This is a genomic window from Vallitalea longa (genome assembly GCF_027923465.1).
GTDB classification, from domain to species: Bacteria; Bacillota; Clostridia; order Lachnospirales; family Vallitaleaceae; genus Vallitalea; species Vallitalea longa.
On the sequence record NZ_BRLB01000002.1, the window covers coordinates 326,593 to 351,470 of the forward strand.

Genomic DNA, 24,878 nt, shown 5'->3' on the forward strand with positions numbered 1-24,878 from the left:
TAAACACCTGTTATTTAATGATAACCTATCATTGATGGAGGTGTTTTTTATGTTTGCAGTATATACTAGAGTATCTACAGATGACCAAGCTGAACGTGGTACTATTGAATCACAGATAGACTTTGCTAAGAAATATTGTGACTTACATAGTTATGATATCTATAAAATATATAAGGATAATGGTGTGAGTGGTACTATACCTTTTAATAAAAGACCTGAAGGCAGTAAGTTATTTGAAGATGCTAAGAAAGGGTTATTTTCTGCTGTACTTATTTATAAGTTGGACCGTCTTGGTAGATCAGTTATAGTAACACTTAATATTATAGATAGACTTGAAAAACTAGGTATTAAAATTATCAGTATGACTGAACCATTCGACACTTCTACTGCAACAGGTAGATTCATGATTAATACTCTAGCAAATGTTTCTGACTTGGAACGTTCAACTATATTAGAACGTATGTGGATTGGTGCTAATAGAGCTGCTGAAGAGGGTAAATGGCTAGGGGGTATTGTTCCATATGGGTATATAGTAAAAGATGGTTATCTGGCTATTAATGATGAAACAATGTCATGTGGATTTAGTGAGGCTGATATTATTAAGATGATATATTCATTATATGTGAATGATAAGTATAGTACTCTTAGAATAGCTGAACACCTTAATTCATTAAATATACCTACAAGATATGCTAAGGCTAATAGAACTGTATTAAGAAACAATCGCAAACAATATACTGCTAATACTTGGCGTCAAGGTAGAATAAGAAATATGATTATCAGCACTACTTACAAAGGGATTCATCAGTACGGTAAGAAGAGTAATAAGAATAGAGACATCATTGAACGTGAAGTTCCTGCTATTGTTGATGAAGATACATGGAATAAGGCACAAGATCAACTAGTTCTTAATAGGAATTATTCTAAAAGGAACAAGAAGAACAGAGATTATCTCCTTACAGGACTTTTATTCTGTGGGCTATGTGGTAAGCCCTACTATGGATTTTCTTATTATAAAAAGTATGTCACTAAACCACCAGAATTTAAAGCATATTATAAATGCTATGGTAAAATAAATAAGAATGATAAAGATTATGTGTTCTGTAACTCTAAAAATGTAGATGCTAATGAGATTGAAGAGTACGTTTGGAATGAATGCGTCGAAATCATCCAAAATCCGTCTAAATTAGAGTCCAAATTGGACAAGGGTAGGAATAATACCTCTAAGGATAAAACTTCCATAGAAAGGGAAATTATACAATTAAAAGAGGCTATTAAAAATATAGAATTAGAGAAAGAATCTATATTAGATTTGTATAGAAAAAAAATTATATATATTGATGATGTTAAAAAACAGCTAGAAAAAATTGAAGATGAAAAATTACATCTTCAATTAAGGTTAAAGGAAATAAAAAAAGTACACGTTACTCCTTCAAATGAAGCATTTATTAAACAACTTAATTTTTTTAAGCCTTCTATTAATGAACTTGAAACTTTAGAACCTAATCAAAAAAAATATATTGCCAGGTCCCTAATTAAAAAAGTTACAATTTACTCTGTAAATACAAATCTAAATTATAAAATCAATATAATTTTTAATAATTGACAAAGATATATTATAATTTATTGTTATAATTCTATTAAAATATCATAAAATTTGTATATTATTGTCTAATACACACATTTCAATTTTATTAAATATGTATTGCCCTATTGGAAGTAGTATATTTTTAGTATTATTATCACTAATATCATTTTGATCAATTAAATAACGAAATTCAACTTCATACGCGGTTGGATTATTTACTATTATTTGTACAGTTGTTTTATTTCTACCACTAATCAAATCGCAAAAAGTACTAGTCCATATTGTCTCAGGAAATATTTTTACTAATTTATTGTAATCATCAGTTAAATCATCAGTTAGTAATCGCTTAAATTCAATAGAATGTTTCAATTTTACAGCTATAAGATATATATAAGATTTAAATGCTTCTATTAAAAATTTCTTGTTATCATTATACTCATAAAACAATTGTATATTTATCAGAAACTTATTTATATCTCTAATAGACATATTATAGAAAGAAACTACATCCACTATTTCATTTATATAATCATTCAAATAAGTTTTTTGTATAATATAATCTCTAATATTATCAGGTGTTGGAATTTTCATTATAACATCTACAAATCTTATTAAATACCCTGTAGCATCCATTTTCTGTCCATATATTGTAGCTATTGAGTAGCTCAGTTGTTCAAAATCCAATCCTAGTATAAATATTACATTATTAATACCAAAATAATGTTTTATTATTTCTAATGTTTCAATTGCAAAAGTTGGTCTGCATCTATCTAGTTCATCAATTATTATTATCAATTTATTGTTATTATTACTTTTAATTGCATTCTGTATCACATCTTTCAGTTTTTTTTTCAATATATTGTGTTTTTCTATATCTTCAAATGATGGAGGTATAACAGTTGCTTCACTGATAATTTTTTTTCCTTTACTAAATACTTGCTTGATTCTATTATATATTTTATCATCAATACCAATTTTTTGTACATATGATTTTAATACAGATGACGCAATTTGCTTAGATAAATCTTTAAATTGATTTAATATTTCTTTTTTCAAATTTTCCTCTATTTGTTGCATTTTAAAAGTATTATAGATATGATATGCTAGTGGAGTAAATGCATCATCCAAATCATCGTTTTCCCATGCATTATAGTATACAACATTAGCATTTAATGATTTATATAGTTCTTCATGTGGATTTTCTATTTCGTTCTTAAACTGATCTAAAAAAATTGATTTCCCTACTCCCCAAGAACCATCTATAGCTATTACAAATGAGTCATCTCTTAATTCCTCAGATTTATGTATTATCTTTGCCAATTGATCTCCTAATATCTTTCTTTTAAATATATCATCATCTTTAAACGTATATTTTTTACTCATAAATTCTCCCACCTAATTATTTTTATGTTTTAAGTTAATTTCTACCAAAGCAATATTTCTTAAAAATGATATTCCTTCTTCAGTTAAATTCAAATTATCATCTAAATAACCAATATGCATTAAATCTCTTATGTATTCTTCTTCCATCATATCAATGTTATCTTTAAAAAATCTTTGTATTATATCTTTAGGTGATTCTAAAATCATTCCCTTTAACATAGGAATATGCCTTAATAAATTATGTGAATATTCTATCATGCTTATTGTTATTGAAGAACCATTACTACCATTTACTTGAGCTTTTAAAAAATCTAATTGTCTCTCCAATGACTTAATTTCTTCATCTTTGTTACTTAGGTCACTGATAAATTTATTTCTTTCTTCTTTTTGTAAATTGGCTCTCTTAACTAATGTTTCAAACAATTTATTTCTATCCTCTTGCATTTTGGTTAATTTTGTTTCCTCTTTTGCTATTTCTTCTTTTGCATTTTCTCTACTTACTGAATATTGACTATCAAATTTTGTTGATAATTTACTGTATCCTTCATCTAAATGGTTAAGTTTTTCTCCGAACCCACTTTCTATTGATTTTAATAAACCCGATATTTCTTTTGTGAATTTAAAAGTATTATCATAAAAATTATTACTTGTTTCAGTAGCTTTAAAATAAAAAGCAACTGATAATCCAATTGCAAAAAAAGCTAATATTGTAGATAATAAATCAGTATAAGTTATATCTTTAAAGCTTATAGTAAAATCAGTAGTAAATATTTTAATTGTTATTATTACTGCAAACAACGAAATAATTATTATTTTAAACCAACTATGTCTATCTTTTATCTTTGCTTCAACATTATAATATTCTTTTTTCATATATTTTTCTCCCTAGATTATGTAGTGTATTAATTTACAGAATATTTTACAAGCTCATTTTTTAACGTAACTATGAAGATAAACATATTCGTAATCTACATAAAACCCTTCTTCTATATCCTTATAATTTTCTGGCTCAATACCAAATCCGAAACCTGAATTACCAAAACCATAACCTACATCTATTAACTTATTATTTTTATTAGTAAGTGTGAGTACCGGAGATATGACAGTTGCATTGTTATCTTCGTGTAAAATTGCAGTATCAACAAACTCTCCTCCATTATAATTCATATCTTGTTTAATTTTGAACTCAAAAAATAATTTATTACTTTTAGTAACATTTAATACTATTGTTGACTCATATAATTCTAATATTACTTCTTCTTTTATTTCTGCATCAGATTTAAGAGGAATCCACTCAGGTTTAATGAATAATTCAATAGGTATTTCTTGTACTAGTTTTACTTCATACTTCTTACCTTTTTCGACATTATTAAGAATACCATTATTAGAATAATTATTATATATATAACCATATAAAATAATTAAAAATGATAAAAACAGAACTACGAATAGTATTTTCTTTTTCTTTTTCATTGATCTCACCTTGATTATGTAAAAATTACCAACTTTATGTAGCTGGATTTTTTGTATTATTATTAGTTAGCACAATGATTGAATCATTGATTCTATCAACTTTAACTGATGGATATATTACCATCCTCACGCACATGGATTAAGTGAGGCGACCAACATAAAATTGGCAGGATATGTAATTGTTGCATTAACCCTAGAAATAGTAACTTCACCATCTTCTAAGGGTTGTCTCATTACTTCCAAAACATTTTTATTGAATTCAGGCATTTCATCCAAAAATAGTACTCCATTATGAGCTAAACTTATTTCTCCTGGTCTTGGAATTCTACCCCCTCCTGTTAACGCTGAATTGGATACAGTATGATGCGGAGCCCTAAAAGGACGCTTTGTAACCAAAGCTTGGTCTTTTTTCAATAATCCTGCTACACTATATATTTTGGTAATCTCTATACTTTCTTCAAAAGTAAGATCTGGCAAAATGGTAGGTAATCTTTTCGCCATCATAGTTTTACCTGAACCAGGAGGACCTATCATAAGTACATTATGTGCTCCTGCAGCAGCTATTTCTAATGCCCTCCTGACATTTTGTTGTCCCTTAATATCACTAAAGTCAGCAGTATCTTCTTTATTCACATACGATTCCTTAAAAAGGTTTTCAATATCAATCTTTTTTGGTTCTATTGCTAACTTGTTATTTAATAAATTTACAACTTCAGTTAGGTTTTCTATTCCAATTACATCTATACCATCAACAACTGCACCTTCATCAACATTATCTGCTGGAATGATACATCGTTTAAATCCATTTTTATAAGCACAATAGACTATTGGCAATATGCCATTTACCCTATGGACTTCTCCATTTAAAGATAATTCCCCAATAATAAGGGTTTTATCCAACAAATCGCTTTCAATCAACTCCATACATGCTAAGATTCCAACAGCAATTGGTAAATCAAATGCAGGTCCTTCTTTTCTAATATCAGCAGGTGCTAAATTAACCGTTATTCTTTTGCAAGGAAATGTGTAACCTGAATTATTGATAGATGTCCTTACTCTTTCAATTGACTCTTTTACTGCGGAATCAGGTAAGCCTACCAAATCAAGTTTTGGGAATCCACTTGATATATCTACCTCCACTCCAACCATATATCCATCTATACCCATTAAAGCTGCACTATAAACTCTACTAAACATGTTGTCCCCCTTACCATATGTAAATTTGGTTATTCAATAAAATGAAATATTAAACAAATTAATAATGTATTATGTTTAATTCATCAAAGCATTAACCATATTAGTAATTTTTGTTATTTAAATAATCCATACCATTATATCATAAAATAATTATATTATTAATAAAAATATAAAGTTTTAATCAGAATTATAGTAATAAATATAGACATTTTCAACAAAACCTTTGATTAAATAATTAAATTTACATCTTTTTCATATAGTCCCTTCAATAAAACATGATTAATATTTGCTGTTTTGGCAATAATATAATTTAAATTATAACATCATTAAATATATTGTCAACATAATTGCTTTTTTAGCAAAGACAATTGTTATTATTATTTTTATTGATATAATACATATAAATGTTTATTATTAATTTATATCGATAAGGAGTTTATTAATGATTCGATTAAAAGAATTAAGAAAAAGTAATAAAATATCTTTAGAAGCCCTAAGTGAAATTTTACATGTTAATAAATCTACTCTATCTCGTATTGAAAATGGTAGCAGAGAGCCAAAACTAAGTTTTATAGAGGATTGTGCTAAATATTTCAATTGTACAACTGATTATTTACTTAATCTTACAGATGTTTCTTGTAATGATAAAAAGGTAAACAAAAATAATTGTCTTGAAAATATTTTTAAAGAAATGGAAAATATTCTATCATGTAAAAACAATGTAAAATTCAATGGTAATATTATGGATAATGAATCCAAAGAATTAGTTTTGTTAGCTATAAAACATGCTAAGGATATAGCTGAATACACCTCAAAATAAATTTAGTTACATTGAATATTCTTATCTTAATTCATAAGCTTTACCAACATTACCTCCTAATTTTCCCCATAAATAATTGTGCTCATCTACTGCATTAGAAAAATCTTCATTTTTCCAATTATATAATATTGTGAGAAGTATTTTTTTATCAGGATAATCAGATGCTAGTACCTCTATAATTAAAAAATCAACTCTTTCTTCCGTAATTTCTAGCTCTCCCCATATTTCATCTGCAATAATTTTGGTGTTAGCCATCATATGCATTTCTTCCCATACTTTCTCTTGACTTCTTACATATACTCTTGAAAGCTCTGTCTTTTTTATAAGTTCTTGATATTTATTATCATCTATCTTCTCGATTTTATTAGTACAGCTTGTGATTATGACAATAATAATTATTAATATAAACATCCCAATCTTTTTCAAGTCCATCACCTCTAGCTAGTAAAATGTTTATACTGTCATTAATTAGTATAACTTCCTTATTACACTAGTTTTTCCAAACTTAATTAGGATTATTATATTATGCTCATAATCATCAATGTTATATTATTCCATAGAAAAAAAGATGCTATGCCTCGTTTTGCAAAGCGTATTTATCCGTTAGGAAAGTTTCCTTAGCGCATATAAAAATGCTCCTATTTCATATGCAAAAAAGTAGGACTTTCCTTTGAGGCAAAAAAAGGTTTCCACTAGGGAAACCTATTTATCATTTAATATTTTTTTGAGTTCATCCATAAAAGTATTGATATCTTTGAATTCACGATAAATTGATGCAAATCTGACATAAGCTACTTCATCAATGGATTTAAGTCTCTCCATAACTTTTTCTCCGATATCTTTACTCTTTATTTCTTTTTTCATAGAATTATATAAACTGTTTTCTATTTCATCTACTAACCCTTCAATTTGACTCATTGATACAGAACGTTTATGACAAGACCTAACAACTCCATTCATCAATTTATTTCTATTATATGGTTCTCTTGTCTTATCTTTTTTAATAATGACTAAAGGTATCGTTTCAATCTTTTCATAAGTAGTAAATCTTTTTCCGCACGCTTCACATTGTCTTCTTCTTCGTATTAAATTGTTTTCGTCAGATGGTCTTGAGTCAACTACTTTAGTATTATCCTCATTACAAAAAGGACATCTCATAAGTTATTCTCCCTACTTTCCGCTTATAGCCACTATTTTAGTCATATTATAAGTTATAAGTAGGAAAAGGTCAACCTATGAAGTGAATTATTTACTTAAAGCAACTCAACTTTCTCACCTTTAAATTAACTTGGCTGTATAGAATATTCAAATGAGAAATTGGATTAGTAATCTGACTCAACTAAAGATTTTTCTACATTGATTTCTACAAGTATTATATCTTCTCCAATTTTTTTGATACTATCCCATGGTATCTGATATTCCTTACCTCTTCCAAACATTCCAAATAATTTAGCTGGTCCGGGAACAATTAATTTAGTAAGCTTACCATCTTGTAAATCAACCTCAATATCACTTATAAATCCCAATCTTATTCCATCGTTAGAATTTATAACTTCCTTTTGCTTCATATCATATATCCTAACCAATATACTCCCCCCTAAAAGCTGTCATTACTTAGATTTTCAATTAATCGTGATAATCAATTCAAATATCTTTTCATGTGTCTAATAGCTGATTTTTCTAATCTAGATACCTGTGCTTGAGAAATACTTATTTCACTAGCAACTTCCATCTGTGTCTTACCTTCAAAAAATCTAAGCTTTAGTATATTAAATTCTCTTTTAGGAAGTTTTTTCATAGCTTCTCCAAGAGCTATTGATCTAACCCATCTCTCTTCCTTATTTTTTTTATCACTTACTTGATCCATAATATATAAAGAATCGCCCCCATCATTATAGACAGGTTCAAATAAAGATACAGGATCTTGAATTGCATCAAGAGCAAAAACGACATCTTCTTTTCTCATATCTAGTTCCTTGGAAATTTCAGTAATAGTTGGTTCCTTGTTATTTTCTCTTAGTAGTCTTTCTTTTGCTTGTAAAGCTTTATAAGCTGTATCCCTAAGGGATCTGCTTACTCTAATACTGTTATTATCTCTTAGATATCTTCTTATCTCCCCAATTATCATTGGTACGGCATATGTTGAAAATTTAACATTTTGAGTAATATCAAAATTATCTATCGCCTTTATAAGTCCTACACAACCTACTTGAAACAAGTCATCTACCATTTCACCTGAATTACTAAATCTTTGAATCACACTTAACACTAATCTTAGATTGCCGTGTATATATTCGTCACGTGCAGCAAGATCCCCATCAAGTATTTTTTTGAATAATACCTCTTTCTCTTTGTTTTTTAAAATGGGTAACTTTGATGTATTAACACCACATATTTCAACTTTATTCAATGCCATACTCTACCTCCAGTAATCATTTTGTCATAAACAAGAACGACTTCATGTTTTTCTTTATATTAAAATGATTACCAGTGGCAATATATTTATACCTTTTTTTATTGCATTCTAATAATTTCCTTTTGCAACCTTTTTATAATTTTTTTTTCTAGTCTTGATATGTACGATTGTGATATACCTAACATATCAGCAACCTCTTTCTGAGTCTTCTCTTCTCCATCAGCTTTTAACCCGAATCTTAGCTCCACTATGACCCTTTCTCTATTTGATAATTTGCTTAGAGCTTTTTTCAGTAGTTCTTTATCAACTTCTTCTTCAATATTCCTATAAATAACATCTTCCTCAGTACCTAATATATCTGATAAAAGCAATTCATTGCCATCCCAATCGACGTTAAGTGGTTCATCAATAGATATCTCTAACTTAGTCTTATTATTTCTTCTTAAATACATCAAAATTTCATTTTCTATGCACCTAGAAGCATAAGTCGCCAACTTTATCTTTTTATCAGGTTTAAAAGTATTGATTGATTTTATTAATCCAATGGTTCCAATGGATATTAAATCTTCCACACCAATACCAGTATTTTCAAATTTCTTGGCTATATATACTACAAGCCTTAAATTATGCTCAATAAGTATTGATTTAACCTTAAAATCGTTTTCACTTCCAAGCATAGCAATAATTCTTGATTCTTCTTCATTTCCCAGTGGAGCAGGTAATATTTCACTGCCACCTATATAATGAATCTCTCCATTATCCCACAAAAATAATTTCCTGAATCTCTGAATAAGTTTTATACTAAAAACATTTAGTAGATTTTTATTCTTACATATCAACTCTATTCCCCCTATTATATATCCCTTGTCTTAGTAATGCCTAACAAAAGATATTTTCCTTAGCGTTTTAGTTATGATATTGTACTTTAGCTAATTCATAAAAATATATTCTAATGTACACTAATTAATTTCGGATGTATAAGGACTTGGTAACTGTTGTCATTAGATAGTTTTTTATCATATACAGCAACTACCACATCTCTATAATCTTTTGTTTCATTCCCAAGATTAATACATATATTATCTGCAACAATTCCTAACAACATACCATTTTCATTGCCTAATGAAGAAAATGGAATCAACCTTAACTTTAGATTACTCTTTTCACCGAACTCAGCGAAGCTAGATAAATTATATACATCACAAGATATATCTCTTAATTTATCATAACTATCTTTTTCAATTAATTTTTTTAATAATTCTGTTTCAGCTATTAAAACTGGATTTTTAGTTATTGGATCATATAAATTATTACCAGTATCTAACAAACCATTTACCATAATTTTCGAATCATTGATATTGATTTCTACTCCATATAGATTTTTGTTAGTCATAACCGTATTAGCCATAACTTTTCTAATGATCTTAAATATGATAATTGCAATTATTCCAAAAATTACGAATAATCCTACTCCCAAATCCATATTATATGTACCATTAATAACTTTACTTACAGCAACTCCAATAGATGAATAATAATATAGTGCAAACATTATTCCGCCAAGCATAATTGCGCTTAAATACATAATAATAGTTAATTTAATAAATTCACTTAATATTTTTGGTTTAAATGATATATATATCAAAAGTACACTAGTCAGTAAGTATCCCACAACAACATTAAAAAAATAATTATCATAAGGAAGTATTACAATCATACACATCATAAGTGCTCCAACTACAGCACCTAAAAACAATCTTATTTTCTTGGTATTTCTCTTTGTTAGTACCTTGACTATAAATAAAATTATATAGTCCATAATCAAGTTAATTATAAAGACTATGTCAATATAGACTTCTAAATACACGCCCCCCCTCCTTTACAATTTCAGCTAAATAGCTATTATCTCTCTACTACACAAATTACTATAATATATTTTATTCATTAATTGTTTGAGCTATGCTAATTATAGCATGGTTAATTGGAATAATTTGTCAAAAATACCAATTGAATACAATTTTTTTTAATATTTTTTTCAACATTTTTAAAAAAGGACATAAAAATAAGAGGTTATCTTTTAACAAATAACCTCTTTATTCTTATTCTTATCTATTCCTTCTTCTTTGTAAAAAAGGAGGAATATCTATTGGTTTTTCATCAATATGTATATCTGTTTGATCATTTTTCTCGTCTAGTTCTTTAGTGGCACTTGCCATTTCATTAGTTTTTGCCTCAATTCTACTATTGTTATTAATACTAGAATCAATAGGTGCTTCAAAACCAGTTGCAATAACTGTAACAACTAATTCATCTTCCAAATTATCATCTATAATTTGTCCATAGATAATATTGGAATCATTACCAGTAGCTTCTTGAATTAATTGTATTGCATCATTTGCCTCAAACATAGACATATTAGAATCACCACTGATATTTATTAATATGTGCTTAGCTCCATCAATTGTTGTCTCAAGTAAAGGACTTGATATAGCCATTTGAGCTGCATCTTCAGATTTATTATCTCCTTTAGCTTTTCCGATACCAATATGAGCAATACCTTTATTTGACATTACGGTTTCAACATCAGCAAAGTCAAGATTAATAATTCCTGGAGTATATATCAAGTCAGAAATACCTTGTACACCTTGCTGTAATATTTCATCAGCTTTCTTAAAAGCCTCTCTGACAGTAGTTCTTCTATCAATTATAGATAATAATTTTTGATTAGGTATAACTATCAAAGTATCCACTGATTTCTTTAACGCAGTTATTCCTGCTTCTGCATTCTTCATTCTGACTCTGCCTTCAAAATCAAAAGGTTTTGTTACAACACCAACTGTAAGAATTCCCATTTCTTTAGAGATACTAGTTATTACAGGTGCTGCACCAGTTCCTGTACCACCACCCATTCCAGCAGTAACAAAAACCATATCTGCACCTTTCATGGCTTCAGATAATTCTTCTTTGCTTTCTTCAGCAGCTTTTAATCCAACCTCTGGATTAGCTCCAGCTCCTAAACCTCTAGTAAGTTTTTCACCAATTTGAATTTTAACAGAAGCTTTTGAACACTGTAAAGCTTGTACATCAGTATTAACTGCAATAAACTCGACACCATTGAGCTTATCTTCTATCATTCTATTAACGGCGTTATTTCCACCTCCGCCTACTCCTATGACAACAATTTTTGCCACACTTGCCTTTTCATTCATCTTTATTTCAAGCAAAGTAGTTCCTCCTAACAACTCTTTTCTTAATCTATATGCATTAAGTGATTTTATTGACATAATCTCTTACACATAATAATATATTTTTTTATAGAATTAATCAATATCAAATTATAAAATTTTAATTATTTTTTTCCATATCTGAGTAAAAATGAAAGTTATAAACGTTTTCGCTTATGTCAACTAGTTATTATTTACTATTATAGGGAGTAAATATAATATTTTTTTTATTTATGTCAGTCAAGTCAATTGTACCTTCTGCGCCTTCTGGCAATTTGGTAATCAATTCCTTTAATAGTTCAAATTTCCTATTTATGTTTATTATATTGCCGATTGATATAGATATTTTGTCGATTTTTATTACAATTTGTTCTGGGTCATTGTAATTAAAGTCAATATAGTCTATTTTGAAATCAAATTTTTTCATTTTCAGTGATGTTTCCAAAATAGCTTTAAAAATTCCTGTTTCATCATTAAATAGCTTGTCCCCAATAACAAAATGGTCAAAAGATAAGCCATGTACAATAGGTATATTTTTCTGTAAATCATTAGTATAATCAATTACAGTACCATCTTTACTCAAACATAAATATTTACCCATATATGGAATATATGATATTATACTTTTTTCTGTTACAACGATATCTACATTGTTGAAAGAGTGGTACTTTATATCTATATTCTCAATATATGGATATTCTTCTAAAACAAAGTCTTTAGAAGCTAATTTATATACAAATAAATTTGTTTTTTCATGGATACCTACTACATTTTTAATTATCTCTTCACTATATATTTTATTTCCTATAACAGTAATGATATTTACATTAATAAGTTGAAAAGCAAAAATAACTGCAATAAATACTAAGCAAATTATCAATAAAACAAATTTACCAGATTTATTATTACGCTTTCTAACTTTTTCCATTGAAATAACATTAGACATATTATCACCTTTTTAATCTGAAGAGTATTTTATTTTGGCTCCCAACAAGCTTAAATCTTTATCCAAATTTTCGTATCCTCTCAAAATATGACTAGCATTATTAACAATAGTTTTACCTTCTGCGCCTAGACCTGCTAGTACTAATGCTGCACCACCCCTTAAATCTTCTGCAAAAACTTCTGCTCCATTTAATCTAGGAACTCCCTTTAATACTGCTATTCTTCCATCTATAATAATATCTGCACCCATTTTTACTAACTCTGTAACATGTTTGTATCTTGATTCAAATATCGTTTCAGCAATTATACTTGTTCCATCAGCTGATACAAGGCAACTCATTAGCTGAGCCTGCATATCTGTAGGAAAACCCGGATATGGCTGAGTCCTTATCAAATCAATAGATTTTAACCTTATAGGTGCTTTTATTAATATACTATCTTCATACTCTTTTACTGAACATCCCATTTCATTTATTTTAGTTATTGTTGCATTCAAATGATCTTTACATACGTCTTTAAATAGGACTTCACCTCCAGCAGCAGCTACAGCACACATATAAGTACCCGCTACTATTCTATCAGGCATTATCCTATATTCAACTGAATTTAACTTATTAACGCCTTTTATAACAATAGTATCTGTTCCAGCTCCTTCTATCTTAGCTCCCATTTTACATAGAAAATCTTGTAATTCAACTATTTCAGGTTCTTTAGCAGCATTATTAATAGTTGTGATTCCTTCAGATAGTACTGCTGTTAACATGATATTTTCTGTAGCACCGACACTAGGATAATCTAAACTTACTTTATTACCTATTATTTCGTTAGTACTACATTCAATAAATCCATGTCTATCTTTTATATCAACATTCATCTGCTTTAAAGCTTTTAGGTGTAAATCAATTGGTCTGGTACCAATTGAACATCCACCGGGAAAAGATATTTTCACATTTTTTAATCTTCCAAGAACAGAACCTAATAGGATAATGGAAGATCTCATCATCTGAACATATTTTTCTGGTATCACATGCGTTTTAATAACTGAAGAGTCAATAATCAAAACATCTGACTCCCATTTGATTACACACCCTATAGCAGTTAGTATATTAAGCATATTATAAACATCTAGTATCTTAGGACAATTGTGGAAATATGTTTTTCCTTCATTTAAAACAGTAGCTGCAAGTAATGGGAGAACTGCATTCTTTGACCCTTGCACTTTTATTTCGCCACTTAGACTGTATCCGCCTTCTATAATATATTTACCCATGTACTGCGACCTCCGCACAAATAGCAATTCTATATAATTTATAGTATTCATTTATTTCTTTTATGTTACTATATAACTTATCCGTAAATATATACAATAACACAAAATACTAATAAATAAATAGTTAATTATTGTAAACTGTAGTTTATTATTTATCCCGCTTTACTTATCTTTGATTTTCTGGCTATCCCCAATACCATTCCCATTTCTATCATAAGAAATAAAAGCGATGAACCTCCATAACTAATAAATGGTAAAGTCATACCAGTTGCAGGTATAGAATTAGTAACTACGGCTACGTTAATAATAACTTGTAATCCTATCTGTGCCATAACTCCAACTACTATCAGTAAACTATTGAGGTCTGAACAATTACTAGCTATTACCATACATCTCCATATAAGCAACACAAATAGTATAATTAACACTATCGCTCCTACTAAGCCCAATTCTTCACATACGATGGAAAATATTATATCGTTATGAGCCTCAGGTATGAATCCTCTCTTTTGCATGCTCTGACCAAGTCCTGTACCAAACAAACCACCTGTACCTATGGCATATAATGATTGAATGGTTTGATAACCAAGATTAAGGGGGTCACTCCATGGTCCTTCTAACCATATCTTAACCCTGTCTAATCTATAACCAGCAAACGCTATTCCTATTCCACCAAGAACTACACCAGGTACAACCGTTATCAACAATAATTTATAGACTTTTGGAACTGCAACAAATAAGATAGCAGTACCTACTGCGAAAACAACAATCGCTGTACTCATGTTTTTTAGGCCAACCAAAGCTGAAGGAATTGCTATTAAGAATAATATGAAAAACATCAATCTATATTTATCCAGATGATTAACCATCTTTGATGCCACATAAGATACTACAATTATTATTGTCAATTTCGCGAATTCAGAAGGTTGAAACCTTAATTGACCAACTCCCAACCATCTCCTAGAACCGTTAACTTCTATTCCTACAAACAAAACTAAAACCAAAAATCCTATTGATAATATGTACATCAACAATGCAAATCTATTAAATATATGAAAATCGATTCTAGATACAACCAGCATTACAACTATTCCTAATACTCCCCACATCAATTGTCTTTTAAGAAGATGAGAACTATCATTGAACATATTAATACTGTAATAATAGCTTGAACTATATATCATAATAATTCCAAAAATAATAAGAATAACTATTATTGCAACTAGGGTAAAATCTGTTTGATTCTTTTTTTTTCTTAGGAATGATCGCCTTCTACGATGTCTATTGTTTGTTGTTTCATGCAACCTAACCCCTCCCTATTGACTTTCCAACTCATATACACACTGCTTAAACAAATTTCCTCTCTCTTCAAAGTTCTTAAACATATCCCAACTGGCACATGCTGGTGATAATAATACATTTTCACCTGACTTCGCTAAAGAATACGCTTTATATACTGCTTCTTCAAGTGTATCCACTTGATAAATTTCATTAAAACCATTTTCCCTAGCAGCATTTTCAATCTTATGAGCTGTTTCGCCAAATAAAATTAAACCTCTTACTTTATTATCAAAAGCTTTTATCCAATCGTCATAACTTGAACCTTTATCCATTCCACCACCTATTAAGATTGTATTACTCTTCATGGATTTTATACCATTTATAGCAGCATCCTCATTAGTGGCCTTCGAGTCATTAAAATATTTGACTCCTTTTATTGTAGTTACATATTCAACTCTATGTGCAACTCCTTTGAAATTTTTTATAACATCTTTAATTACGTTTAAAGGAACATTCATACACAATGTAATAGCTACAGCAGCCATAATGTTTTCAACATTATGTTCACCTAATTCAGTAACATCAATAATCTTTTCTTCTTTATTATTGATGTTAGTACATAACAATCCATTTTTTATATATACACCTTTTTCATATTCAAAAGATTCTTTGCTGAAAAAATATACATTACAAGTAATTTTATTAACTAGATCTCTGCAAATTTCATTATCATAATTAAGAATACAAAAATCATCTTTCGTCTGGTTCTCGGTAATTCTAAGTTTTGCATTAATATAGTTTTCATATGTCTTATGTCTATTAAGATGGTCAGGTGTAATATTCAATATTGCACTTACTCTTGGAGCAAATTCATGTATTGTCTCTAATTGGAAACTGCTTATTTCAGCTATAACCTTTGAATCTTCATTAGTTCTGCAGACTATTTGTGAAAAAGGTATGCCTATATTACCCACAACATAAGTACTATCATAATATGACTCCATAATCTGTCCAACAAGAGTTGTTGTAGTCGTTTTACCATTAGTACCAGTTATAGCAACAATGTCAGATTCACAAAATCTATACGATAATTCTATTTCACTCCAAACAGGTATATTAAGTTCATAAGCTTTTTTTACAAAAGGTAAGTCCAAAGGTACTCCAGGGCTTATGATTATCAAATCTGTATCATTTAGTATAGTATAGTCAAAATCTCCAAATATGAATTTGGGTTTAAAATCATCCAATAACTTTATACTGTCAATTAATTGTTCTTTACTTTTTCCATCATATACTGTGACATTAGCTTTTTTTTCTAAGCATAGTTTAGCTGCACTTATACCACTCAATGCCATACCTATGACTAGTATATTTTTATCTCTTAATTCCATTCTAATAGCACTCCTTTATCCTAAGTAACCTAAAAAAATCCGTTAAATGCTAATAAGCCTATTAGACTCAATATTGCAGTAACTATACAAAAAACCACAACAACTTTTGTTTCATTCCAGCCTGACAGTTCAAAATGATGGTGTATAGGTGCCATTTTAAAGAATCTTTTCTTAGTAACTTTGAAATAACCAACTTGAATCATAACTGATAATGCTTCAATTACATATATAAGTCCTACAATCAATAAGAATATAGGCATCTTCAAGTATATTGCTGTAGCTGCAACAAATCCTCCTAATGCAAGAGAACCTGTATCTCCCATAAAAACTTTGGCAGGATAAGTATTAAATAATAAAAATCCCAATAAACTACCTACTGCAGCACAAGTAATAGGAGTGATATCACTCTTGATACCAATACTTATAACTGTAAAAAATGTCGCAACAAGTACTGTCACACCAGATGCTAAACCATCTAGTCCATCTGTTAAATTAACACTGTTCACTGTACCTATCATAATAATGAATACTAAAGGAATATAGAACCATCCTAAATCAAAAGACACTCCTCCTGAAAAAGGAATAAACACTTCAGTAGTAAGTCCAGCAACATTAAACATATAATAGCAATATATCCCAGTAATTAAAAATTGAGCTATAATTTTTTGATATGCCTTCAATCCTAAAGAACGTTTCATGACTACTTTAATAAAATCGTCCATAAATCCTATAATACCAAATCCAAGTGTAGCAAGTAGTATAGGTACAATATCAGGATTACTACCTACATATATGAGTGAAGTAAAAAATAGTCCAGCTAATATTACTACTCCTCCCATAGTAGGTGTTCCTGCTTTTTTTAAGTGAGTTCTTGGTCCATCATCCCTAACGAATTGACCTAATTTCAATCTAGCCAAAAAAGGAATAACAATTGGGCATAATACCACACTTATAAAAAAAGATATTAGTACTGGTATTATAAAGGATGTATTTGTCATAAGTTCCACCTCTTCAAATCATTAACTTTCGTTTAACTTTTATTTAAATATCGACTGCAATCTTTCAATTACTTTTTCTAGATGCATACCTCTAGATGCTTTTATTATGATTGTATCTTTAGCTTTAACTAATTCATCTATATCATCTATAAGTTCTTCTTTAGTTTTATAGTATGATATTTTATTTTTATCTATGCCATTACTCATAGCACCTTCATAAATGTATTTAGAATCTTTTCCTACACATATGATAAAATCAATATTCTTAGTTGCTGCTACCTTACCAATCCTTGTATGAGTATCTTTTGACATATCTCCCAACTCAAACATATCTCCAAGAACAGCAACTTTCCTACCTTGTGTATCCAAAGTTGATAATGTATCAAGTGCCGATATCATTGAGTCTACACTAGCATTATATGCATCATTTATCACAACAATATTATCGTTAAGTTCAATTCTATCCATTCTCATTTTTGAAGGCTTATAACTATAAGCACCTTGCTCTATTTCATTAGCAGTCATATTTAAATGATTACCAATTATTATACCTGGTATTATATTATATAACATATGTTTTCCAAGAGTATGAATTTTAATATTATATTCTTCATGTGTTCCTGTTATTTTTCCAATCAAGCCATCCCAGCCTAATTCTTTATAATCAGATATATAATAATCATTATCATCATTAAATCCAAAAGTTAAAGTATTGAAAGGAATATTTTCTTTCAGTTTTCTTAAATAAGGATCATCCCCATTCAAGATAACCAATCCATCTTTCTTAAGGAAATCAAGTATTTCACTTTTAGCTTTTAGAATATTATTTTTAGTTCCAAAATATTCAATATGCGCTTCACCTATATTCGTAATAACAGCAATATCAGGTCTAGCTATTTCACTTAATCTATGAAGTTCTCCATAATGATTCATTCCCATTTCAAGAACTACTACTTCATGTCTATCTTCTAATTTAAAAATAGTAAGGGGAAGCCCTATTTCATTATTAAAATTGCCTATTGTTTTGTGTACATCATACTTGACGCTTAATATTGAGCCAATCATTTCTTTGCAACTAGTTTTACCTACGCTTCCAGTAACTGCAACTATAGGTATCTTAAACAAAGAAAGATAATACTTCGCAAAATCCTTTAATGCTTTTTTAGTATCGCTAACCAGTATACCAATTTGATTGGAAGGAATCCTACTCTTATCTTCCGTAAAACATATCATAGCACCTTTTTCATAAGCCATTGATATGAAATTATGACCATCAAAGTTATCTCCCTTTATAGGTATAAATATATCGTTTTCTGCTATGGTTCTAGAATCAATTGAAATGTTGTTATATTTCCAATTGATATCTTCTCTTAACAATTCCTGATTAACTATATGTCCACTGACTTCTTCTGCAATTTTTTCAATACTTACTTGTTTCATTAAAATATCATTTCCTTTCTAAGGCTACCTATTCTTCTGTCATAAAATAATTCAAAACTACTTCAGCATCATCAAAATGGATGACCTTATCATGCAGAATCTGATAATCTTCATGACCTTTACCCGCAATTAATATAAGATCTCCTTTTTGTGCCATAGAAAGAGCTTTCTGAATACCTTCTAATCTATCTGGTATTTTAACATATTCACATTCAGTTTTTTTCATGCCTATTTCTACTTCATTTATGATTGAAACTGGATCTTCTGTTCTAGGATTATCTGATGTAATCACACAGAAATCAGAATTATTACCAGCAATTTCACCCATCACAGGTCTTTTACTCGTGTCTCTATCGCCACCACAACCGAATACAGTAATGATTCTAGCTTTTGCAAATTCTTTCATTGATTGTAGTACATTCAGTAAACCATCTGGAGCATGTGCATAATCAACTATCACTGTGTAACCTTTATCACTTGTAAAAGATTGGAATCTTCCTCTAATGCCTTTATTCTTTTTTAATCCTCTAATAACAACATCCATAGGAACCCCTAGTGCCAAACAAGCTCCCATTGAAGCCAAAGCATTATATACACTGAATTTTCCTGGAGTATTAAGAGATACTTGGTGTGTCTCTCCCTCATAAACTACATTAAAAGTAACCCCGTTCAAATCAATATTCAGATCAGCAGCATTTAGGTCTGCTTTCTCATTCTCTATACCATAAGTAAGATATCTTTTACATGTTCCATTTTCTATCATATATGGCCCATATTTATCATCTATGTTTATGACTCCTATTTCACACATCTTGAACAATTTCAACTTTGCGTCTCTGTAATTTTCCATAGTTTTATGGAAATCCAGATGGTCTAAAGTCAAATTAGTGTAAATACCTACGTCAAACCTACTAGCATCAACCCTATGTAATGCAAGGGAATGTGATGATACTTCCATTACCACTGCATTAACGTTTTCTTGAAACATATTATAAAATAATTCTTGTAAATCCAGTGATTCTGGAGTTGTTCTGCTAGCTTTTAAAACTTTATTGCCTATTCTATTCTCTATAGTACCTATAATTCCAGTCTTTTTATCAAATTCCTCTATTATGCTTTTGGTCAAATAGGTTATAGATGTTTTTCCATTGGTACCAGTTACACCAATAAGTCTAAACTTATCAGAAGGATGATTATAATACCTTTCAGCAATAAATGCAATAACTTTTCTTGTATCTTCTACTTTCAGAATAGTTATATCTTTATCAATTCTCTCAATATTATCTTCAACCAAAAGTGCCTTTGCTCCATTAGCTATAGCTTTTTCAGCATAATCATGACCATCTACTTTAAAGCCTTTGATACATACAAAAAGGCTATTATCTGTCACTTTCCTAGAATCATATTGTATATTAGAAATATTAATATTATCATTACCTTGTAATACTTCATAATCTATATTTTTTAACAGTCCCTGTAATTTCAAACTATCTCCTCCAAACTATGAGAATTATATTTATCTATAATAATTCTCTAAACTATAATTTACCATTAATATTACCATAATTTTTTTATTCTGCAAAGAGAATTAATTTACTGTCTCTATTAACTTTATCATTTGGTAAAGGAAACTGCTCCGTTATAGTATCTCCATTACCAATATTTACTATTTCCAATTCAATATCTTTTAGTATTTTTTTTGCTTCATCTATATTCTTACCCAATAAATCAGGTATAGTAACTTCTCCAACCTTAAATTCATCAAAATCCCTTTGAACATACTGTGGATTAATTCCCATATATGGTAAAATATTTTCATATAACTCTCTTATTACAGGAGCTGCAACAGTTCCACCATAATATATACCCTCTGGTTCATCAACTAGTACCAGTGCTATTACTTGGGGATTATCAGCAGGTGCAAAACCCAAGAATGAAGATATATACTTGTTACTACTTCTAGGAAGTTTTTCAGAAGTGGCAGTTTTTCCTCCCACTTTGTAACCTGGTACATAACATCTTCTTCCTGTTCCTTCTGAAACAACACTTTCTAATAAAGTTGCCATCGTATCAGAAGTTTCTTTACTTATAGCTGTCTTTGAATTGTCATATTCAAGTATCTCTACAATCTCTCCATCTGGATCGATAATTTCCACACCCAAATGAGGAGTTACCAACTTTCCACCGTTAACCACTGATGCACCAGCTCTTATAAGCTGTAATGGTGTAATCTGAAAAGACTGTCCAAATGACATTGTAGCAAGCTCTACAGGTCCGATATTAGCTTTTTTATGCATAATGCTTACAGCTTCTCCAGGTAAATCAATACCAGTTTTATGCAATAACCCGAATTTATCAAAATATTTAAGGAAATTATCGACACCTAATCTTTCAGCAACTGCCATAAATACTGGGTTACATGAATTCTGTACACCTTCAACGAAAGTTTCAGAACCATGACCTCCTGCTTTATGACACCTTATTCTTCTGTCTGCTACTATACTATATCCTGGGCAGAAAAAAGTATCGTCAAGTTTCACAACACCTTCTTCAAGTCCCGCCGAAGCAGTAACGACTTTAAAAGTGGAACCTGGTTCATAAGTATCATTTATACAATAATTTCTCCATATCTGATTAAGTATATTTTGTTGTTCTTTAGTTGAATCAACTTGTAGATCTCCTAAATAAAATGGATCATTGAGATCAAAATCAGGTTTATTGGCCATAGCATATATTTCCCCATTTTGGGGATTCATTACTATAATTGAACCTCTATTGGCATTTTTCGATATGAGTACCTTTTCCAGTGCTTGTTCAGCATATTTTTGAATATTAACATCCAAACTGGTAACTAAATGATTACCGGGTACTGGCTCTCTTCTACCTTCTGCTACATTTTCGATTTCAATACCTTTGGCATTGGTTTTAGTTAATATCATACCTACTTCGCCTTTTAGATATTCATCATATTTTACTTCAAGGCCGATAATTCCTTGATTATCTTTTCCAACAAAACCAATAACATGAGAAGCCAAAGTAGAATATGGGTAGATCCTTTTGTAATCTTCATCTATTACAACTCCATCTAGATCATACTCTCTTATCTCATCTGCTACTTCTTTTTCAACATTCATTTTTATTCTTTCGAGTGCTACTTTATTCTCTACTTTTTTCTTGACAAAATCATATTCAAGTTCTAATTTGTCACATAAAACTTCTATAACTTTTTCTTTATCTGTAATTTGATTATGTATAACAGAAACACATGTTACCGATTTGTTTACTGCTATAGGTTCTTTATTTCTGTCAAGTATATTCCCTCTTTCAGATTTTATGACTCTTTCTCTATTATGAAGTTCTTCAGCTTTTTCCATTAGAAAGTCCACTTGAAATAGCATTATATAACCTATACGAAAACATAAGGCAAAAAGCATTAAAACAAATATTGAACATATAAAAAATGTTCTTTTCCTATTATGTGTTTTTGTCCTGAACATAGTTTCACCATAACATAACTTTTATATAATTCTATGAATTTTAGTAAATGTTATGCTAAATTTAAAGGAAACTTAATAATTAATATGAAATAACTTTTATTCTACATCTTGATTATTATTAACTTCTGTTTCATTAGGGCTTGAATTTGTGTTATCTTTTTGTTCAGTTCCTATACGAGGATAAATATTCATATATGGAAGAGCCTTTTCCATTACACTTTTAAAGATATTTTGTGCATAGGAGCTCGATGGTTTCGGTACATCTGGTTCATCTATGATTACCAATAACAATAGTTTTGGGTCATCTACTGGAGCGAAACCCATGAATGAAACCATCTTCTTGTTTTCTGATCTAGGGAATTTCTCTGCTGTACCTGTTTTTCCTCCTATATCATATCCTTCTATCGATACAGGTTTGGCTGTCCCGTTAACAACAACTGAATGTAGGGCTTCTTTAATATATTGAGCTGTTTTTGCAGATATCACTTGTCTTACTTCTTTGTTTTTATTAACTTCTACTATATTACCATCTTCGTTCACAATTTTTTTCATGACATGTGGTTCATATAGGTATCCCCCATTAATCAATGAACCGAATGCAGAAATAAGTTGTATAGGTGTTATATTGAAAGTCTGTCCAAATGAGCTTGTAGCAAGTTCAACAGGTCCTATTTCTTCTTGTTTATGTAATGTCGAATTTCCCTCTCCTATTAAATCAATATTAGTTTTTGAATCAAATCCAAATAATTTTTGGTAATCACAAAAAATCTCTTTACCAATCTTTGCACCTATATCCATAAATGCCACATTACATGAATTCTCCAATGCTCCAACTATAGTCAAATCACCATGTCCTCCACCTTTCCAACAAGCAATATGTCTGTTATATAGAGTTTTACTACCACTACAGTGAAAAGTTTCAGATAAACCTACTTTCTTTTCTTCTATAGCTGCTGCTGCTACAAAAGGTTTAAAAGTCGAACCTGGTTCATAAGTATCACTTATATTAAAATTACGCCATAGTCCATTAAGGAAATTGGATTTTTTCTCTAATGGCATATTCTTAATTTCTTCTTCAGTGAAATAAGCAGTCAAATCATATGGATCATTCAAGTTATAATCTGGATAACTTGCCATTGCAAGCACTTCCCCATTTTGTGGATTAGTAGCGATGGCATAAATATTCTTAGGTTTACAAACTTCCAGATTTGCTTTTATAGCTTCTTCTAGATAATATTGAATAGTCTGATCTATAGTCAATATTATATCATTACCGTTTTTGGGTTCTATATACATATTTTGTATATACTTACCGTCATTTATAACACCGAATTCTCTACCTTCTTCTCCACGAAGATAGCCTTCAAAACTTTCCTCTACACCCCAACATCCTTGCTTGTTATTATTGACGAATCCCAATACATCTGAAAGCATGTTATTGTTAGGATATATTCTCTTGTATGATTCCACAAGATTTAGCCCTTTATATTTTCTGTTGCTTATATCTTGAAAATCTTTTTCAATGTCATTATAATTAAGCTTAGTCGCCAATACTTCATAATTACTGAAATTTCGATTCTTTAATAAGTCTCTAAGTGTAGATTCTTCAAATTCATAAGTATTAACCAAAAAATCAACTGTTTTATCAATATCTTTTTCTTTACATTTTGATAAAACCCCTGGATCAAAGATTAAATCATACACTTTTTTGCTCTCTGCAAAAATTCTTCCGTTCCTATCGTAGATTGTCCCCCGTTTAGGTTCTAATAAATTATTATATCTGATACTGTTATTAACCTGCTGCGACAACACATTCTTTTTATAGTTAACACTGTCAGCATTAACTATAGAACATATTTTAACTATCAATAGTGCAATACATATAATAAAAATAAAGAAAAGGAGAAATAAATTCCTTTTCGCTTTGTAAGTATGTTTACTTATGCTATTCAATG

22 protein-coding genes are annotated in these 24,878 nt (G+C 29.5%); 2 read left to right on the top strand and 20 right to left on the bottom strand.

All coding sequences use genetic code 11. The features are described 5' to 3' along the window. Window positions 1–49: 49 nt before the first annotated feature. Window positions 50–1,606 carry a recombinase family protein gene (locus tag QMG30_RS07770; protein ID WP_281814171.1) on the top strand — a complete coding sequence of 519 codons (1,557 nt, stop codon included), beginning with the start codon at window positions 50–52 and terminating at the stop codon, window positions 1,604–1,606. 42 nt (window positions 1,607–1,648) lie between these two features. Here the strand turns inward: QMG30_RS07770 and QMG30_RS07775 are convergent, their stop codons facing one another. The 4 genes from QMG30_RS07775 to QMG30_RS07790 all read right to left on the bottom strand — a co-directional run bounded on the left by QMG30_RS07775 (window position 1,649) and on the right by QMG30_RS07790 (window position 5,641). Next, entirely contained in the window at window positions 1,649–2,971 is a 1,323-nt protein-coding gene (locus QMG30_RS07775) for a KAP family P-loop NTPase fold protein (protein ID WP_281814174.1), read from the bottom strand. A gap of 12 nt (window positions 2,972–2,983) precedes the next feature. Continuing rightward, window positions 2,984–3,844 (bottom strand): hypothetical protein, encoded by an 861-nt coding sequence (locus QMG30_RS07780; RefSeq protein ID WP_281814177.1) that lies wholly within the window; start codon window positions 3,842–3,844, stop codon window positions 2,984–2,986. A gap of 54 nt (window positions 3,845–3,898) precedes the next feature. After that, window positions 3,899–4,444 (bottom strand): hypothetical protein, encoded by a 546-nt coding sequence (locus QMG30_RS07785; RefSeq protein ID WP_281814180.1) that lies wholly within the window; start codon window positions 4,442–4,444, stop codon window positions 3,899–3,901. Window positions 4,445–4,570: 126 nt separating this feature from the next. Next, the gene (locus tag QMG30_RS07790; RefSeq protein WP_281814183.1) at window positions 4,571–5,641 is read right to left on the bottom strand and encodes a YifB family Mg chelatase-like AAA ATPase; all 1,071 of its coding nucleotides are present in this window, start codon (window positions 5,639–5,641) and stop codon (window positions 4,571–4,573) included. 442 nt (window positions 5,642–6,083) lie between these two features. Between QMG30_RS07790 and QMG30_RS07795 the strand changes: the two genes are divergently transcribed. Beyond that, the gene (locus QMG30_RS07795) at window positions 6,084–6,461 is read left to right on the top strand and encodes a helix-turn-helix domain-containing protein (protein WP_281814186.1); all 378 of its coding nucleotides are present in this window, start codon (window positions 6,084–6,086) and stop codon (window positions 6,459–6,461) included. Window positions 6,462–6,482: 21 nt separating this feature from the next. On the opposite strand, the gene QMG30_RS07800 is transcribed toward QMG30_RS07795, so the two are convergent. The 16 genes from QMG30_RS07800 to QMG30_RS07875 all read right to left on the bottom strand — a co-directional run bounded on the left by QMG30_RS07800 (window position 6,483) and on the right by QMG30_RS07875 (window position 24,876). Continuing rightward, window positions 6,483–6,887 (bottom strand): DUF6241 domain-containing protein, encoded by a 405-nt coding sequence (locus QMG30_RS07800; RefSeq protein ID WP_281814188.1) that lies wholly within the window; start codon window positions 6,885–6,887, stop codon window positions 6,483–6,485. Window positions 6,888–7,163: 276 nt separating this feature from the next. Next, window positions 7,164–7,619, bottom strand: a complete 456-nt coding sequence (nrdR, locus tag QMG30_RS07805; RefSeq protein WP_281814190.1) for a transcriptional regulator NrdR — start codon at window positions 7,617–7,619, stop codon at window positions 7,164–7,166. Window positions 7,620–7,783: 164 nt separating this feature from the next. Further along, complete coding sequence (locus QMG30_RS07810) at window positions 7,784–8,047, bottom strand: YlmC/YmxH family sporulation protein (protein ID WP_281814192.1); 264 nt, start codon at window positions 8,045–8,047, stop codon at window positions 7,784–7,786. A 53-nt stretch (window positions 8,048–8,100) separates the two neighbouring features. After that, the gene (gene sigG / locus QMG30_RS07815) at window positions 8,101–8,877 is read right to left on the bottom strand and encodes an RNA polymerase sporulation sigma factor SigG (RefSeq protein WP_281814195.1); all 777 of its coding nucleotides are present in this window, start codon (window positions 8,875–8,877) and stop codon (window positions 8,101–8,103) included. A gap of 98 nt (window positions 8,878–8,975) precedes the next feature. Beyond that, a complete protein-coding gene (gene sigE, locus QMG30_RS07820; protein ID WP_330680698.1) occupies window positions 8,976–9,677 on the bottom strand; it encodes an RNA polymerase sporulation sigma factor SigE in 702 nt (233 codons plus the stop codon). A gap of 149 nt (window positions 9,678–9,826) precedes the next feature. Continuing rightward, entirely contained in the window at window positions 9,827–10,744 is a 918-nt protein-coding gene (locus QMG30_RS07825; protein ID WP_281814201.1) for a sigma-E processing peptidase SpoIIGA, read from the bottom strand. 238 nt (window positions 10,745–10,982) lie between these two features. Further along, entirely contained in the window at window positions 10,983–12,101 is a 1,119-nt protein-coding gene (gene ftsZ / locus QMG30_RS07830; RefSeq protein WP_281814203.1) for a cell division protein FtsZ, read from the bottom strand. A gap of 190 nt (window positions 12,102–12,291) precedes the next feature. Beyond that, window positions 12,292–13,047 carry a cell division protein FtsQ/DivIB gene (locus QMG30_RS07835; RefSeq protein WP_281814206.1) on the bottom strand — a complete coding sequence of 252 codons (756 nt, stop codon included), beginning with the start codon at window positions 13,045–13,047 and terminating at the stop codon, window positions 12,292–12,294. Between the two features lie 12 nt (window positions 13,048–13,059). Beyond that, on the bottom strand, window positions 13,060–14,316 hold the full coding sequence (murA, locus tag QMG30_RS07840) for a UDP-N-acetylglucosamine 1-carboxyvinyltransferase (RefSeq protein ID WP_281814209.1): 1,257 nt from the start codon (window positions 14,314–14,316) through the stop codon (window positions 13,060–13,062). A gap of 152 nt (window positions 14,317–14,468) precedes the next feature. Further along, window positions 14,469–15,620, bottom strand: a complete 1,152-nt coding sequence (locus QMG30_RS07845) for an FtsW/RodA/SpoVE family cell cycle protein (RefSeq protein WP_281814212.1) — start codon at window positions 15,618–15,620, stop codon at window positions 14,469–14,471. A 12-nt stretch (window positions 15,621–15,632) separates the two neighbouring features. Continuing rightward, window positions 15,633–16,988 (bottom strand): UDP-N-acetylmuramoyl-L-alanine--D-glutamate ligase, encoded by a 1,356-nt coding sequence (murD, locus tag QMG30_RS07850; RefSeq protein WP_281814215.1) that lies wholly within the window; start codon window positions 16,986–16,988, stop codon window positions 15,633–15,635. Between the two features lie 29 nt (window positions 16,989–17,017). Further along, window positions 17,018–17,986: a phospho-N-acetylmuramoyl-pentapeptide-transferase gene (mraY, locus tag QMG30_RS07855; RefSeq protein WP_281814217.1), complete on the bottom strand. Its 969-nt coding sequence runs from the start codon at window positions 17,984–17,986 to the stop codon at window positions 17,018–17,020. Between the two features lie 39 nt (window positions 17,987–18,025). Then, window positions 18,026–19,426, bottom strand: coding sequence for a UDP-N-acetylmuramoyl-tripeptide--D-alanyl-D-alanine ligase (locus tag QMG30_RS07860; protein ID WP_281814220.1), 1,401 nt, complete (start codon window positions 19,424–19,426; stop codon window positions 18,026–18,028). Between the two features lie 28 nt (window positions 19,427–19,454). Further along, on the bottom strand, window positions 19,455–20,912 hold the full coding sequence (locus tag QMG30_RS07865; RefSeq protein WP_281814224.1) for a UDP-N-acetylmuramoyl-L-alanyl-D-glutamate--2,6-diaminopimelate ligase: 1,458 nt from the start codon (window positions 20,910–20,912) through the stop codon (window positions 19,455–19,457). Between the two features lie 85 nt (window positions 20,913–20,997). Beyond that, window positions 20,998–22,923, bottom strand: coding sequence for a penicillin-binding transpeptidase domain-containing protein (locus QMG30_RS07870; protein ID WP_281814226.1), 1,926 nt, complete (start codon window positions 22,921–22,923; stop codon window positions 20,998–21,000). A 96-nt stretch (window positions 22,924–23,019) separates the two neighbouring features. Beyond that, complete coding sequence (locus QMG30_RS07875) at window positions 23,020–24,876, bottom strand: peptidoglycan D,D-transpeptidase FtsI family protein (protein WP_281814228.1); 1,857 nt, start codon at window positions 24,874–24,876, stop codon at window positions 23,020–23,022. Window positions 24,877–24,878: the final 2 nt, after the last annotated feature.